At 61.9% G+C, this 13,766-nt stretch carries 17 protein-coding genes; 9 read left to right on the top strand and 8 right to left on the bottom strand.

Translation table 11 applies throughout. From position 1 onward, the window contains the following. Positions 1–25: 25 nt before the first annotated feature. Both carA and lepB read right to left on the bottom strand, forming a co-directional pair. A complete protein-coding gene (gene carA, locus OXT71_05650) occupies positions 26–1,114 on the bottom strand; it encodes a glutamine-hydrolyzing carbamoyl-phosphate synthase small subunit (protein ID MDE2925866.1) in 1,089 nt (362 codons plus the stop codon). 54 nt (positions 1,115–1,168) lie between these two features. Beyond that, entirely contained in the window at positions 1,169–1,765 is a 597-nt protein-coding gene (gene lepB, locus OXT71_05645) for a signal peptidase I (GenBank protein MDE2925865.1), read from the bottom strand. A 209-nt stretch (positions 1,766–1,974) separates the two neighbouring features. Between lepB and OXT71_05640 the strand changes: the two genes are divergently transcribed. Continuing rightward, positions 1,975–2,520, top strand: a complete 546-nt coding sequence (locus tag OXT71_05640) for an arginine decarboxylase, pyruvoyl-dependent (GenBank protein ID MDE2925864.1) — start codon at positions 1,975–1,977, stop codon at positions 2,518–2,520. Positions 2,521–2,587: 67 nt separating this feature from the next. Here OXT71_05640 and frr read toward each other — a convergent pair whose 3' ends face one another. The 6 genes from frr to rplM all read right to left on the bottom strand — a co-directional run bounded on the left by frr (position 2,588) and on the right by rplM (position 6,460). Next, a complete protein-coding gene (frr, locus tag OXT71_05635) occupies positions 2,588–3,157 on the bottom strand; it encodes a ribosome recycling factor (GenBank protein ID MDE2925863.1) in 570 nt (189 codons plus the stop codon). Between the two features lie 52 nt (positions 3,158–3,209). Beyond that, on the bottom strand, positions 3,210–3,926 hold the full coding sequence (gene pyrH, locus OXT71_05630; protein ID MDE2925862.1) for a UMP kinase: 717 nt from the start codon (positions 3,924–3,926) through the stop codon (positions 3,210–3,212). An 83-nt stretch (positions 3,927–4,009) separates the two neighbouring features. Next, positions 4,010–4,609, bottom strand: a complete 600-nt coding sequence (tsf, locus tag OXT71_05625) for a translation elongation factor Ts (protein MDE2925861.1) — start codon at positions 4,607–4,609, stop codon at positions 4,010–4,012. Between the two features lie 61 nt (positions 4,610–4,670). Next, positions 4,671–5,582, bottom strand: a complete 912-nt coding sequence (gene rpsB, locus OXT71_05620; protein MDE2925860.1) for a 30S ribosomal protein S2 — start codon at positions 5,580–5,582, stop codon at positions 4,671–4,673. A gap of 14 nt (positions 5,583–5,596) precedes the next feature. Further along, on the bottom strand, positions 5,597–5,989 hold the full coding sequence (gene rpsI / locus OXT71_05615; GenBank protein MDE2925859.1) for a 30S ribosomal protein S9: 393 nt from the start codon (positions 5,987–5,989) through the stop codon (positions 5,597–5,599). A 30-nt stretch (positions 5,990–6,019) separates the two neighbouring features. Further along, positions 6,020–6,460, bottom strand: coding sequence for a 50S ribosomal protein L13 (gene rplM / locus OXT71_05610; GenBank protein ID MDE2925858.1), 441 nt, complete (start codon positions 6,458–6,460; stop codon positions 6,020–6,022). Positions 6,461–6,590: 130 nt separating this feature from the next. Between rplM and OXT71_05605 the strand changes: the two genes are divergently transcribed. The 8 genes from OXT71_05605 to OXT71_05570 all read left to right on the top strand — a co-directional run bounded on the left by OXT71_05605 (position 6,591) and on the right by OXT71_05570 (position 13,761). After that, the gene (locus OXT71_05605) at positions 6,591–7,109 is read left to right on the top strand and encodes a PilN domain-containing protein (protein MDE2925857.1); all 519 of its coding nucleotides are present in this window, start codon (positions 6,591–6,593) and stop codon (positions 7,107–7,109) included. A gap of 15 nt (positions 7,110–7,124) precedes the next feature. Continuing rightward, on the top strand, positions 7,125–7,724 hold the full coding sequence (pilO, locus tag OXT71_05600; protein ID MDE2925856.1) for a type 4a pilus biogenesis protein PilO: 600 nt from the start codon (positions 7,125–7,127) through the stop codon (positions 7,722–7,724). Beyond that, positions 7,721–8,113 carry a hypothetical protein gene (locus tag OXT71_05595; GenBank protein ID MDE2925855.1) on the top strand — a complete coding sequence of 131 codons (393 nt, stop codon included), beginning with the start codon at positions 7,721–7,723 and terminating at the stop codon, positions 8,111–8,113. The genes pilO and OXT71_05595 overlap by 4 nt, the downstream gene beginning before the upstream one ends. 8 nt (positions 8,114–8,121) lie before the next feature. After that, positions 8,122–9,387 (top strand): hypothetical protein, encoded by a 1,266-nt coding sequence (locus tag OXT71_05590; protein MDE2925854.1) that lies wholly within the window; start codon positions 8,122–8,124, stop codon positions 9,385–9,387. Between the two features lie 16 nt (positions 9,388–9,403). Continuing rightward, complete coding sequence (locus OXT71_05585) at positions 9,404–10,474, top strand: aminopeptidase P family protein (protein MDE2925853.1); 1,071 nt, start codon at positions 9,404–9,406, stop codon at positions 10,472–10,474. A 158-nt stretch (positions 10,475–10,632) separates the two neighbouring features. Further along, positions 10,633–11,070 carry an acetyl-CoA carboxylase biotin carboxyl carrier protein gene (gene accB / locus OXT71_05580; protein MDE2925852.1) on the top strand — a complete coding sequence of 146 codons (438 nt, stop codon included), beginning with the start codon at positions 10,633–10,635 and terminating at the stop codon, positions 11,068–11,070. Between the two features lies 1 nt (position 11,071). Next, positions 11,072–12,418, top strand: a complete 1,347-nt coding sequence (gene accC, locus OXT71_05575; protein MDE2925851.1) for an acetyl-CoA carboxylase biotin carboxylase subunit — start codon at positions 11,072–11,074, stop codon at positions 12,416–12,418. Then, positions 12,415–13,761, top strand: coding sequence for a sodium-dependent transporter (locus tag OXT71_05570; protein ID MDE2925850.1), 1,347 nt, complete (start codon positions 12,415–12,417; stop codon positions 13,759–13,761). Before accC ends, OXT71_05570 begins: the two co-directional genes overlap by 4 nt. The last annotated feature ends 5 nt before the right edge of the window (positions 13,762–13,766 follow it).

Here is a 13,766-nt window from a genome sequence, read left to right as displayed (position 1 = left end):
TGCTCGAGGGCTTGGTTCGCGGAACTCAACCTGGCCGATGGGCTCGCATCAGGTCGAGGAAATCGTCGAACAGGTACATGGAATCATGGGGGCCCGGAGAAGCCTCGGGATGATACTGCACGGAAAAAGCCGGCAGCGACCGGTGCCGCATGCCTTCCAGAGTCCGGTCGTTGAGGTTGACATGGGTCAACTCGACGATGTCTTCGTCCAAGGAATCGGGGTCCACGGCGAATCCGTGATTCTGGGACGTGATCTCGATCTTTCGAGTCACCAAGTTTTGGACCGGCTGATTGCCGCCTCGATGCCCGAACTTCAACTTGAAGGTCCGGCCTCCGAGGGCCAATCCCAAAAGCTGATGACCCAGGCAGATTCCGAAGACGGGTCTGCGTCCCAGCAGTTTCTTGACGTTGGCGACAATGTAGTCGAGGGGTTCCGGGTCACCGGGACCATTCGACAGGAAGACCCCGTCCGGGTCCATGGCCAGAACATCCTCGGCAGGCGTGGTTGCCGGGACCACGGTGACGTTGCACCCACGGGACGCGAGGCATCGAAGGATATTGTGTTTGATCCCGAAATCGTAGGCCACCACTCGGAATTTGGACTCCTCCACCGGCCAGGAATAGGACTCGGTGGTGGTGACGAACTTCACGCAATCCAGTCCGGCCATCGTCGGATGGGCCAGGACTTTCCTCCGTATGGAATCGACCGACGACGTGGAGATTCCGCCCCGCATGGCCCCCTTCTCCCGGATGCGGCGAACCAGGGCGCGGGTGTCGATCTCGGAGATGCCGCTGATTCCATGCTGCTTCAGATAGGCGTCCAGCGTTCGCTCCCCACGCCAGTTGCTGAAGATGGGACTGCATTCACGGAGGACGAAGCCTTCCACCTGGGGCTTGGAGGACTCGCCATCTTCAGAGTTCGTACCGTAGTTTCCGATTTGGGGCTGGGTCATCACCACGATCTGACCGGCATAGGAGGGGTCGGTCAGAATTTCCTGGTATCCCGTCATGGAGGTGTTGAAGACCACCTCGCCCAATGTTTCCGTGTCTGCGCCGAAGGCGACGCCTTCGTACACGGTCCCATCTTCCAGATATAGAATCGCCCGTTTGTCCACGTCTCTTGGATCCTCGAATCAGGGAGGTCTGGTCGTGCCGGGCCCGTCTCCCGGCTATTCGATCATGCCCGCCTTGGAGACGGGCCAGTATCGGAACACGGCCTTCCCGAAAATATTCCGGCGCGGCACGCATCCCCAGTTTCGACTGTCGTTGCTGGAATTTCTCCGATCTCCCAGTACAAAGAACTGGTCCTCAGGAACCTTGGCCGTGTGATAGTCGTGGTCCAGGTACTCAGGCCGCAAATAAGGTTCCTCCAAGCGCCGGCCGTCGACGAATACGACACCTCCTTTGATCTCCACGGTTTCACCGGGAATCCCAATGACCCGTTTGATGAAAGACTTGGCCGGGTTCCTAGGGTACCAGAAGACCACGATATCGCCGCGTTCGATGTTCGAGAAACGATAGGAAAGCTTGCTGACAAAAATTCGTTCCTGATCAGCCAGGCGGGGGGCCATGCTGGTCCCCTCCACCTTGACCGGCTGGACCACGAATACGACGATGAGGACGGCGGCGACTGCGGCGACGAGGATGTCTCGAGCCCAACCGCGCAACTCGTTGAAAACGCCGGCCAGAGATCCCTGATTCTCGCTGTCCCGGGCCTCTGTCCGTTCCTGTCGGACCGCGGTTTCCGGCGGTTGCTCTTCCGGCATCTCCTCCTGGACCGCTCCCTCCAACGAGGCTCATTGATACCATAGTCCGGAAAGCGAACTCAACCGGGCCAGCGAGCCCCACGCCCGTAGTTTCCTTGGTGGTCGAGGCATGATAAACCGCGTCTAGCACTTCGTTGACAACCCCCGGAATCCGCCGAGGACCCCGCCGGGTACCGGCGGGTTGCGGACCGGAAACAGGAGTACGCCGCATGCTGGTGCCCGGCCGACTGTTCCTGACGCGTGGTTCCGGACGCCACCGCGAAAAACTGATCAGCTGGGAATTGGCGCTCCATGACGCCGGGATCTCCTCCTTCAACCTGGTTCGCGTCTCCAGCATCTTTCCTCCCCGATGCAGGCTGGTCAGCAGCCAGGAAGGACTGAAAGCGTTGGTTCCCGGTCAAGTGGTGTTCGCCGTGCTCAGCAAGAATACGACTTCGGAGCCCGGCCGAATGATTGCCGCGTCCATCGGTTTGGCCGCGCCCCGGGATTCGGACCGGCATGGCTACCTGAGCGAGCACCACAGCTTCGGAGAAACCGCGGCGACAGCGGGAAACCACGCCGAAAACGTGGCCGTTCAGATGCTGTCCGCGAGCCTGGGCCTGCCCTCGGGCGAGGATGACGCCGACAATGGCAGGACGCGGCGCCGGGAACGATGCGGCGAGTTCGCCGAAACCACCAGTATCGCCCAGTGCGCCACCGGTGACCGGGGCGGTCTGTGGACGACCGTCGTCGCGGCCGCAGTCCTGCTGCCGTGATCCGCTGGGGAAGAGGGTCGCGACGTGGCAACCGAATCAGCCACGCCGGAAGGGATGGGCGCTCGGCTCAGACCTCCAGGACCTCACTCTCTTTCAGCCGGCCCAGATCATCCGCCTGGGCGATGAAGTCGTCGGTGATCTTCTGGACCTTATCGTACCCGCGGTGCTCGTCATCCTCGGAGATGGCCTTGCTCCTGGAAAGTTTCTTCAACCGGTCGTTGGAGCTGCGCCGGATGTTTCTGACCGCGGTCCGGTGCTGTTCGGTCACCTTGCGGACATGCCTGGCCAACTGCTTGCGCCGCTCCTCGGTCAGCGGAGGGATGGGCACCCGGATGAGCCGTCCGTCGTTGGAAGGATTAAGGCCCAGATTGGAGGCCAGAATCGCCCGGGTGATGTTCTCGATCTGGGTCGGGTCCCAGGGCTGGATGGTCACCATGGTCGCTTCCGCCACGTGCAGGGTGGCGAGCTGGCTGATGGGCGTCAACGTCCCGTAGTAATCCACCCTGATGGGATCGAACAGATGGAGGGAGGCGCGTCCCGTGCGGACCGTCGCCAACTCCCGGCTCAGATCCTCCACGGACTTTCGCATCCGGGTCCGGGTTTCAGTCAACACCTGCTCGACGGAGTTTCCGTTCATGCTGTCCCCCCCTTGAGCCGCTCGGCGTCCCGGGCCAACCGGGAACGGCGTTTCAGTGGCTGATGACGGAACCAACCTTCTTGCCCAGGACCGCGTTCGTGATGTTCCCCTTCTGCCGGAGACTGAACACAACGATGGGCAGATCGTGATCCATGCACAACGATATGGCCGTTGCGTCCATCACCTTGAGACCTTTTTCCAGAACCTGAAGATAGGTCAGCCGGTCGTAGCGTTTGGCATCCGCATTGACTTGGGGATCCGAATCGTAAACGCCGTCGACTTTGGTCCCCTTCAAGATCGCGTCGGCCCGGATTTCCATCGCTCGCAGGGCCGCCGCCGTGTCGGTGGAGAAATAGGGACTGCCGGTGCCGGCCGCGAAGATGACGACCCGTTTCTTCTCCAGGTGCCGGATAGCTCGCCGCCGAATGAAGGGCTCCGCCAGTTCCGAGACATGGATGGCACTCAGGACCCGGGTGTCGACGTCGTTTTTCTCGAGGGCGTTCTGCAAAGCCAGAGAGTTGATGATGGTGGCCAGCATGCCCATGTAGTCGCCCGTGGCCCGGTCGAACCCGGCCTCACTGACATTCACACCGCGAATGATGTTGCCGCCGCCGACTACGACGGCAGTCTCCACACCCAGTTCGTGAACTTCTTTAACCTGGAGGGCGACACCCTCCATCATGGCGGGATCGACGCCGAAGTGGCCCTCGCCCATGAGCATCTCGCCGCTGAGCTTGACGAGAAGCCGCCGGTAGGCGGGTCGTTCCAGCTTGACCGGGTCTCCCAACGGCGCCTGGCTCTCCTGGGGCAAAACCGCCTCCTGTGAATGCGAGGAACTCCCCGGCGTCGGTGCTAGAGTTCTTCTCCCACCTTGAACCGGCAAAAGCGACGGGCCGTGATGTTTTCCTTCAAAGTGGCGATCTTGGACTTGATGAACTGCTCGACGGTGATCGAAGGGTCCTTGACGAAGGGCTGCTCGTAAAGGCACACGGCGGAGTAGTACTTTTCCAAGCGGCCCTCGACGATTCTCTCGACGATAAATTCAGGTTTGCCCGTTGCCAGCGCCTGGTTTCGGTAGATCTCCTTCTCCCGATCGACCTCCTCGGAACCCACCTCTTCCCGCCGCACGTAAAGGGGGTTGGAAGCAGCCACCTGCATGGCCAGGTCCCGGACGAGTTCCTGGAATTCATCGGTGCGTGCCACGAAATCGGTCTCACAATTCACTTCCAGGAGAACACCCAGCTTGCCGCCGGCATGGATGTACTGACCCACCGTCCCCTCGCTGGTGGCGCGGCCAGACCTCTTGGCGGCTGCGGCCAGGCCCCGTTCGCGAAGGATGACCACGCCTCGATCCAAGTCTCCATCGGCCTCGACCAGCGCCCTCTTGCACTCCATCATTCCGGCGCCGGTCCGGTCCCGGAGCGCCTTGACCTGTGCTGCGGTTACACTCATTTTCGATCGACCTTCCCGCTGAAACGCTTGGTGCGCCGCTTCCTGTCGGACGCCCTGGTTGTTATTCGGAGGTGGGGGCAGTCGCGGCCGGCACCGCGGGCGCGGGAGTGGCCGCCACGGCGGCATCGGGCGGTGTCGAGGTCTGCTGCGCCGCCTGCTCCTGCGCGGCCTTCTCCTGGAGCACCTTTTCTCGCAGAGCCCTCTCGCGAGCCGCCTTTTCCCGGGCCGCTTTCTCGCGGGCCGCCTTTTCCCGGGCCGCTTTTTCCCGGGCCTCTGCCAGACGAGCTTCCCGGATCGCCTTTCCGGCCAGGATCGCATCCGCGATGGTGGAAGTGAACAGCCTCACCGATCGCAATGCGTCGTCGTTTCCCGGAATCACGAAGTCGACATCGTCAGGATCGCTGTTGGTGTCCACCACGGCGATCACCGGAATGCCCAGCTTGGCGGCTTCCTTGACGGCGATGACCTCCCGGTTCGTGTCCACCACGAAGAGGATGTCGGGGAGCCGCTCCATGTCCCTGATGCCGCGCAGATTCTTGTCCAGCTTTTTGCGTTCCCGCTCCAGCCGCGCCACTTCCTTCTTGGAGAGCTTGTCGTAGAAGCCGTTGACCCGTTTTTCTTCCAGATCCTTGTATCGCTTGATGCTGTTCCGGACGGTCGCAAAATTGGTCAGGAGACCACCGAGCCAACGGTTGTTGACATAGTGGGCCTCGCATCTCTCGGCTTCCCGTTCAATGGTGTCCTGGGCCTGTCTCTTGGTGCCGACGAACAGCACGGAACTCCCCCGGATGCTCCGCTCGACGAGAAAATCGATGGCCCGTTTGAAATACCGGAGCGTGGTACGGAGATCGACGATGTGGATGCCGTTTCGCTGGCCGAAAATGAACGGCTTCATCTTCGGATTCCAGCGCCTTGTCTGATGCCCGAAATGGACACCGGCGTCCAGCAGTTGCTTGATGGGAATGGAACTCACCGATTCCTCCCTGGCTACCTCTTGGAAAATTGGAACCGCTTACGCGCCCCGGGTTGCCCGTATTTCTTCCGTTCCTTGACCCGCTGATCGCGCCTGAGAAGCCCGGCCTTCTTCAGCGTAGCGCGGAGATCGGGATCGAACTGGAGCAGGGCACGGGCTATTCCCAGCCGGACGGCGCCGGCCTGTCCGGAATATCCCCCGCCCTTGACGTTGATGTACACGTCGAACTTGTCGTTGTTCTCCGTCTGCGCCAGAGGTTGCAGAACGACAACCTGTTGCGTCCGGTTGCGGAAGTACTCCTGGAAATCGACGTGGTTGACGACGATCTGCCCTTCCCCGGGCATCAGGAACACTCGTGCAGTGGCGGACTTCCTCTTGCCCGTTCCGTAGTATTGAACCTCGTTCAAGGAAGATCTCCTGTGGTCGGCGGGGACGAACTAAAGGGCCAGCGGCTCCGGCTTCTGAGCTTGATGCGGATGGTCGGCGCCAGCATAGATCTTGAGTTTCCGGATCATCCTCTTGCCCAACTTGTTCTTCGGCAGCATACCTCGAACCGCCAGGCGTACGAGACGATCCGGATACCGGCGCAGCAGATTCTCGGCCGTTATCTCCTTAAGCCCCCCCGGGTAACGGCTGTGGGAATAGTAGACCTTCTGGGACCACTTCTTCCCGGTCAGGCGCACTTTGTCGGCGTTGACGACGATCACGAATGCGCCGGTATCGAGAAAATCGGTGTAGTTCGGCCGGTCCTTACCCATGAGAAGGGTAGCCAGACGAGTCGCCAAGCGTCCCAGAACCTGATCGCTGGCGTCCACGACGAACCACTTCCTGTCGATTTCGTCGAAACCAGGAAGAAACGTCTTATTCGAATTCTTCATCTCGCTACACTACGCCCCACGAGTCCAAGAGTCTGGAAATCTACCGAACGGACCCGTTCCTTGTCAAGGCAGCGCCCTGTCGAACTTTGGGTTCGCGTTCCAGGCAGTTGGGACGTTCAGGACATTGAAGATGAACGGAACCCACAAACGATCGGCGATTCTGGCGGCGCCGGGACGCGAACTGCTGATCCTGGCGGCCGCATGCTGCATCCTCGTGGGAACCGCCGTCTGGCACCAGTCGCTGGACTCCCGGACAGACGCGGGCGAAACCCGGCTGGCGGCGATCGGCGACGGTCGAGGGAGACTGGAAGCAGTTCTGAAGAGGGTCCGGCGCTGGGAAGAAGCGGTCGAAGACCTGATCCGGTGCCGCGACCGCATCCGGGAACTCAAGATCCGCCAGGCATCCCCTCTTTCGCTGTGGAACCGGCTCATGGACCGGTTCCCGTCCGGGGAGGAACTATCCCTGCACCGTCTGGATTGGGAGGACGGAACACTGACTCTCGAGGGAACCGCCGCGACCCCCTCCGCCGCCGGGACTCTGCTGGACCGTCTGGATCCGGACGCCGGATTTTCCAAAGTGGAACTGCGATCCATGGAACAAACAGGGAACACCGTCCAATTCGCCGTCACTGCCCGAACCGGGCACTGACCGGGATACGCGAGTATGGAGAGGCTTCGTCGAAAGGTCCGCCAAAAACCTGCCCTTTCCCTGTCCGTCATGGGACTTCTCCTGGCGGGTTCCATCTATGCTTCGACGATCCGTCCGCTCCAATTCCGCCTCGAGGGGCTGGAGCAGGAATTTCTGCGGGCACGGACCCATCAAAATCAGACCGACTCGGCCCTGGATCGCCTCACGAGGCTCAAGGAAGAATTCGGCGAGCACCGCACGCTCCTCCAGGACGAGGGAGGACCGGTCGAGGGGGAGACTTCCGGTTCCGAGGCCATCAGTCAAATCGTACGGCTGGCTCTCCAACGTGGTCTGCGTCCCACACGAGTCTCTCCCTCGACCCCGGTCGTGGAGGAATTCCTGACCCATTGGCCATTGGACCTGGTCGTGGCGGGAGGATTTCACGGTCTGGGCCGATTCTTTCAGGATCTCGCGGAACTGGATGAGATCGTCAACGTCCGAAGACTGTCCATCAGCCGCCGGGACCCTTCCCTTCCGGCGATGACTCTGGACGCTTCCATCTCCCTGACCTTCTTCCGGATCAACCTGCAGGACTTCGACCCGGACCAAGAGCCGGAGCAGGAGGAGGCGCCATGATCCTGGTCCCGCTCCTCCAGTTCGGCGTGATCCTCAGCCTGGCGGTTGTCAGCCCAAAAGGTCCGGCCGTCTACTCGCCACAAGGAAAGCCGGACCCGTTCGAGCCTCGAAACCAGGAGCATCGCCACACGATGGAGACTCCATTGACGGCACCCTTGCGGCAACTCGCGATTTCCGAATTGGTGATTGTAGGGACAGCCGTGGGGAAACTCGGCGTTTTCGTCCTGGTCCAAGGAGCCGACCGCTTGACCCACCTGGCTCCCATGAAAGCCCGATTCGCCGACGGATACTTGGTGGAGGTCTCGGGAGACTGGGTGATTTTCCGGGTCGATGGGAGCGGCACGGGCCGGTCCTGGGTCACGAAGCGAATTCGTTCCGCCGGAGGGTAGCCGAGACCATGCCGATCAGTCCGCGACTCCGGTGCAGATGGGTTCTCATCTTCTGGGTCCTGGCCGCCTCCTCAACGAGAGGTTCAGGACCCGAAGTCCCAGAGGTTCCCGATCCGTTGCGTCAGCCGGTTTCCATGAGCCTGGTCGACGCCTCCCTGGTGGATTTCTTTCGCACCGTCGCGGAGTTGAGCGACCTCAACATGGTGATCGATTCCGACGTGTCGGGAAACGTGACACTGCGCGTGGAGCGGCTGGCCCTGGACCGGATCGTGGAGATGGTCCTCAAGAGCCATTCCCTGACCCGGACGGTACAGGACGACCTGATCCGCATTTCCCGTCAAGAGACTCTCCGGGCGGAGAAGGAGCGGGAACGGAAGATGCTGGAACTGGAACATGAGAGCCAGGAGCCGGCGACCGTGGCCCGGTCCCTGAACTACGCCTCCGCCGAGGAGGCGGCCAAGAGCCTGAAGAACCAACTGGGTCAGAAGGGCCGGTTGGATGTGGACACCCGGACCAATACCGTGTTGATGACCGACATCCCCCCTCGAGTCGCGGAGATGAATCGACTCCTCGACCGCCTGGACGTTGCCGAGCGTCAAGTCGAGATCGAGGCCAGAATCATCGAGGCCACCACCACCTTCGCCCGGAACCTGGGCCTCCAGCTCGACCTGCTGGCGGGGGGGAGCGGCCGGGGCGCCTCGGGCTCCATCCGCATGAGCACCCCGGTGGGGCCGGCATCGGGTTCTCCCGGCGTGGCGGCCGTGCCGGTGCTGGACACCGTGCGCCTGGATGCTCTTCTCACGGCCGCCGAATCAGACGGAGAAGTTCGCATCCTTTCCAAGCCCCGGGTCACCGCCCTGAACAACGTAGAGGCCATCATCACCCAGGGAGCCCGGATTCCGATTCCAGTCGAGCACGACTTCACGACCACGGTCCGCTTCGAGACTGCCGCCCTGCGACTTCTGGTGACGCCGCAGATCACGCGCGAGAAGACGGTCCTGTTGAAAATCAAGGTGGAAAACAACGTCCCCGATTTCAGCCGGACCGTTCAAGGCATCCCCACCATCCTCACCAGCGAATCCCAGACCGTAGTTCTGATCCCCCATGAAGGTACGGCCGTAATCGGGGGGATCCTCCTGGACATCGACCGTACGCTGGAGCAGAGGGTCCCCGGTCTGAGCCGCATCCCGGTCCTGGGCAGGCTCTTTCGGAGGAACTCCCAAAGCCGGGAAACCCGGGAAATTATTTTCTTCATCACGCCCCGGATCAGGTAGATGGTAGAGTCCGGGGATGCACGACTTTCGGGGCCGCTATGGCCGCTTTCTGACCGCGATCGAGGGCCGCGGCCTGGACGGATTTCTGGTCCAGCACAGGCCCAATCTCGCCTACCTCTTCAACTTCACCGGCTCGGCGGGACTGGCATGCTGCCTGGGCCACGAAACCATACTCCTGGTGGACTCCCGGTATCATGAACAGGCTCGGGCCACGGCCGCGAACTGCACCCCCCGGCTGATTCGGGGTTCGTTCGAACAGGCCCTGGAAGAGCTGTTGAACGACCATTTTCCCGGCGGGAGCACTCGGCAACGACTCGGGTTGGAGGCCACTCACGCCAGTTGCGACCTCTGGCTGCGGATCCAGACCTGGTCGGCAGCCGTCGAGTGGGCACCGGAACACGACCTGATCGAGACCCTGCGCACCATCAAGGAACCCAGCGAAATCGAGGCGTTGGTCCATGCCTTCGAGCTGGCGCAGGGGGCCTACGCCCGCTTTCTCGACCGAATCTCCCCCGGGCTGGCCGAGGTCAGGATGGCGGGCATCCTGGAAATGGAGATGCGCGAGGCCGGAGGCGAGGGCACCGCTTTCCCCACGATCGTGGCCAGCGGGCCTCGATCGTCCCTGCCCCACGGCGTGGCCGGCGGCCGAATCTGGGGAGAGGAGGAACTCCTCCTGATCGACTTCGGGATCCGCTCGGGAGGGTATCTGAGCGATCTCACCCGCATCCACCTTCCTCGCGGAGTCGGCAAGCCGGAGATCTTCGACATTGTCTCGGAAGCGCAGCGCGCGGCGCTGGACTCCATCCGTCCCGGCGTCCGGTCCAGCGACGTGGATCGGGCGGCTCGACGCGTCATCGAAGAAGCCGGCCATGGGAACCACTTCCAACACGGCACGGGACACGGACTGGGCCTGGAAGTCCACGAACTGCCCCGAATCTCACCGATCCGGCCCCAAACCCTCGAGCCCGGCATGGTCTTCACCGTGGAACCGGGGATCTATCTTCCCGGACGTCTGGGCGTCCGGATCGAGGACGTGGTTGCCGTGACCGAAACCGGGTACCGGCTGTTGTCCGACCCGGACCGCTGAAAGAGTGAGGAAGGGGAAATTTCCCATCCGGCAGAGGAGCGGCCCCGACTGGCGCGCACAGTGGGTCGCCAGGCGCATTGGGCCGTTCCGACTTGTTCCCGCGGGGCCGTGGAGACTAAACTTACACGGCGCGGGGAGAAGCCGGCGCAGGAAAAAGGATGAATACCAGGGAGATCCGATCTTTACTGAAGCTCATCGACGAGTTCGATGTGGCGGAGTTCGAGTTGGAACGGGAAGGAGTCCGGCTCCGGATTCTTCGCGGCGGTGCCGACTCGCCGCCTGAACCCGCGGCTCCCACCGTTCAGGAGGCCCCTCCCGTCGAAACTGCTCCCGCCGAGCCCGTGTCCGCCCCGGAAAACCTTCACGTCTTCACCGCACCCATGGTGGGGACCTACTACTCTTCACCCAAGCCTGACGCAGACTCCTTCGTCCAAGTCGGAGCCACCATCCGCGAAGGGGACACTCTCTGCATCATCGAGGCCATGAAGATCTTCAATCAGATCGAGAGCGACGTGGATGGCCAGATCGTTCGCATCCTGGTTGAGAACGGCCAGCCCGTCGAATACGGTGAGCCACTGTTCGAAGTCCGCACCTAGCATGTTCAGAAAAATCCTCATCGCCAACCGGGGTGAGATCGCGCTCCGTGTCGTCGCCGCCTGCAAGGAATTGGGCATTCGCACGGTCGCAGTCTACTCGGAAGCGGATCGGGACCTGCTCCATGTCCGCTTCTCCGACGAGGCCGTCTGCATCGGCCCGCCCCGAAGCTACGACAGCTATCTGAACATCCCCAGCATCATCAGCGCGGCCGAAATCACCAACGTCGACGCCATCCATCCAGGTTACGGCTATCTGGCCGAGAGTTCCCACTTCGCGGAGGTCTGCGACAACTGCGGCATTCGGTTCATCGGCCCCTCGGCGTCTGCCATCAGCCTCATGGGAGACAAGTCCCGGGCACGGGAGACGATTCAGGACCTGGGAATTCCCACCATTCCCGGCACCGGAGTCATTGACCGGAAAACCCCGGATCCTACCGCATTGGCGCGGCAGGTCGGCTTTCCCCTCATCATCAAGGCGGCAGCCGGAGGCGGCGGGAAAGGGATGCGTATCATTCGCCGGGAACAGGAATTCCTGGATTCCCTGTCACTGGTCCAGTCCGAGGCGGAAAGCGCATTCGGCAACTCCCAGGTCTATCTGGAGCGGTATCTCGAGAACCCGCGCCATATCGAGTTCCAGGTCCTGGCCGACGAGCAAGGAAACATCGTCCACCTGGGGGAGCGTGACTGTTCCATCCAGCGGCGGCACCAGAAACTGGTGGAGGAGTCTCCCAGCCCGTTTCTCAGCCCCGGCAGGCGAATGGAGCTGGGAAGCCAGGTGGTGCAGGCCCTGAAGCAGATCGGCTATCAGAACGCCGGGACGGTGGAGTTTCTGTTCGACCAGGAGGGCAACCATTACTTCATCGAGATGAACACCAGGATCCAGGTCGAGCATCCGGTGACGGAGATGATTACGGGAATCGACATCGTGAAACAGCAGATCCTGATCGCCGCGGGCTTTCCTCTGGACTTTTCCCAGGAGGACGTGGCCTTCCGGGGAAGCAGCATCGAATGCCGGCTCAACGCCGAATCGTCCGAGACCTTCACTCCGTCGCCAGGCCGAATCCATGCCTACCATGCTCCGGGAGGGCCCGGTATCCGGGTCGATTCCGCAGCCTATACGGATTGCGTCATTTCACCTCACTACGATTCCCTCATCGCCAAACTCATCGCCCACGGCAACGACCGGGAAGAGGCCATCTCCCGGCTGAACCGGGCCTTGGACACCTTCATCGTGGAGGGGATCGAGACCACCCTGCCCTTCCACCGAAGGGTGATCCGCCACCCCGACTTCCTGAAGGGAAACTATGGGACCTCGTTCCTGGAGGAGTTCTCGGGAGGCGCGGCATGAGCGAACCCGCCGGGGCCAATCAAAGAGGCTACTGGGGCTCCGGGCTCGGTTTCGTCCTGGCTGTGGTCGGTTCAGCCATCGGGCTCGGCAATATCTGGCGGTTCCCCACCGAGGCGGGACAGAGCGGAGGGGGCGCCTTCGTTCTGGTCTACGTGATCGCTACTTTTATGATCGGGGTCCCGGTCATGCTGGCCGAGTTGGCCGTGGGCCGAAGAACCCAGCGAAATCCGGTCGGAGCCTACCGGAGCCTGGCTCCCGGAAGCGGCTGGGGACTGGCCGGAGGGTTCGCCGTCTTCACCGGCTTGATCATCCTGAGCTACTACAGCGTGGTCGCCGGCTGGACACTCAAATACACTTGGATCGCATTCAGCGGCTCCCTGCACGGCGCCACTCCGGAGGCCATCAGCGCGACTTTCAAGAATTTCATCCAGGATCCGGTACCGGTGCTCGGCTGCCACCTTCTCTTCATGCTCATCACCGTCCGGATTGTCATGGGGGGCATACGGCATGGGATCGAACGAGCCGCCAAGATCCTCATGCCCGTGCTGTTCGTGCTTCTGATTCTCCTGGTGGTCCGTTCATTGACACTCCCGGGAGCCGCCGAAGGCCTCCGCTTCTACCTCATGCCCGACTTCGGAATGCTGGATGTCAAGGTGATCCTGAAAGCCGTGAGTCATGCCTTCTTCTCGCTGAGCCTGGGAATGGGCGCCATCATCACTTTTGGAAGCTACCTGTCGCCCAAGCAGAATTTGGTGTCCAGCGCCGTATGGGTGAGCTGCGCCGACTTCCTGATCGCATTCCTGGCCGGCCTGGCCATATTCCCGGCGATCTTTTCGGTTCCGGGCCTGGAACCCGACGCCGGGCCGGGGCTGATCTTCGTGGTTCTTCCCAACATCTTCAATGCCATCCCCCTGGGACACCTCTTCGGAGCGGCTTTTTTCATCCTGCTGGCCATAGCCGCGCTGACTTCCGCCATCTCCATGTTGGAGGTGGTCGTCTCCTTCACCATCGACGAGTTGGGATGGGACCGCCGCCGATCGGCCATCGGAGTCGGCAGCGTGATCTTCCTCCTGGGAATCCCCAGTGCGTTGGGCAACGGAGCCGTTCCGCTGTTTTCCGGAACCCTCGATTTCGTGAACGAATATTTTGGCGGGATGGGATTGGTCTTGGGTGCTCTGCTGGTGAGCCTCTTCGTGGGCTGGAAGTGGGGTATCGGCAACGCCGTCGCGGAGTTGGAGCGGGGCCGCGGCACTTTCCGCTTGGGAAAGGCCTGGGGATTCCTGATCCGGTTCGTCTGCCCGCTGGCCATCCTCACGATCCTCTTTCAGCTCCTCAGGGGATAAGGCTC

This window comes from Acidobacteriota bacterium (assembly GCA_028874215.1).
Taxonomy (GTDB): domain Bacteria; phylum Acidobacteriota; class UBA6911; order RPQK01; family JAJDTT01; genus JAJDTT01.
Note: the sequence above shows the minus strand (reverse complement) of the source record. Positions and strands in the feature narration are given on the sequence as shown.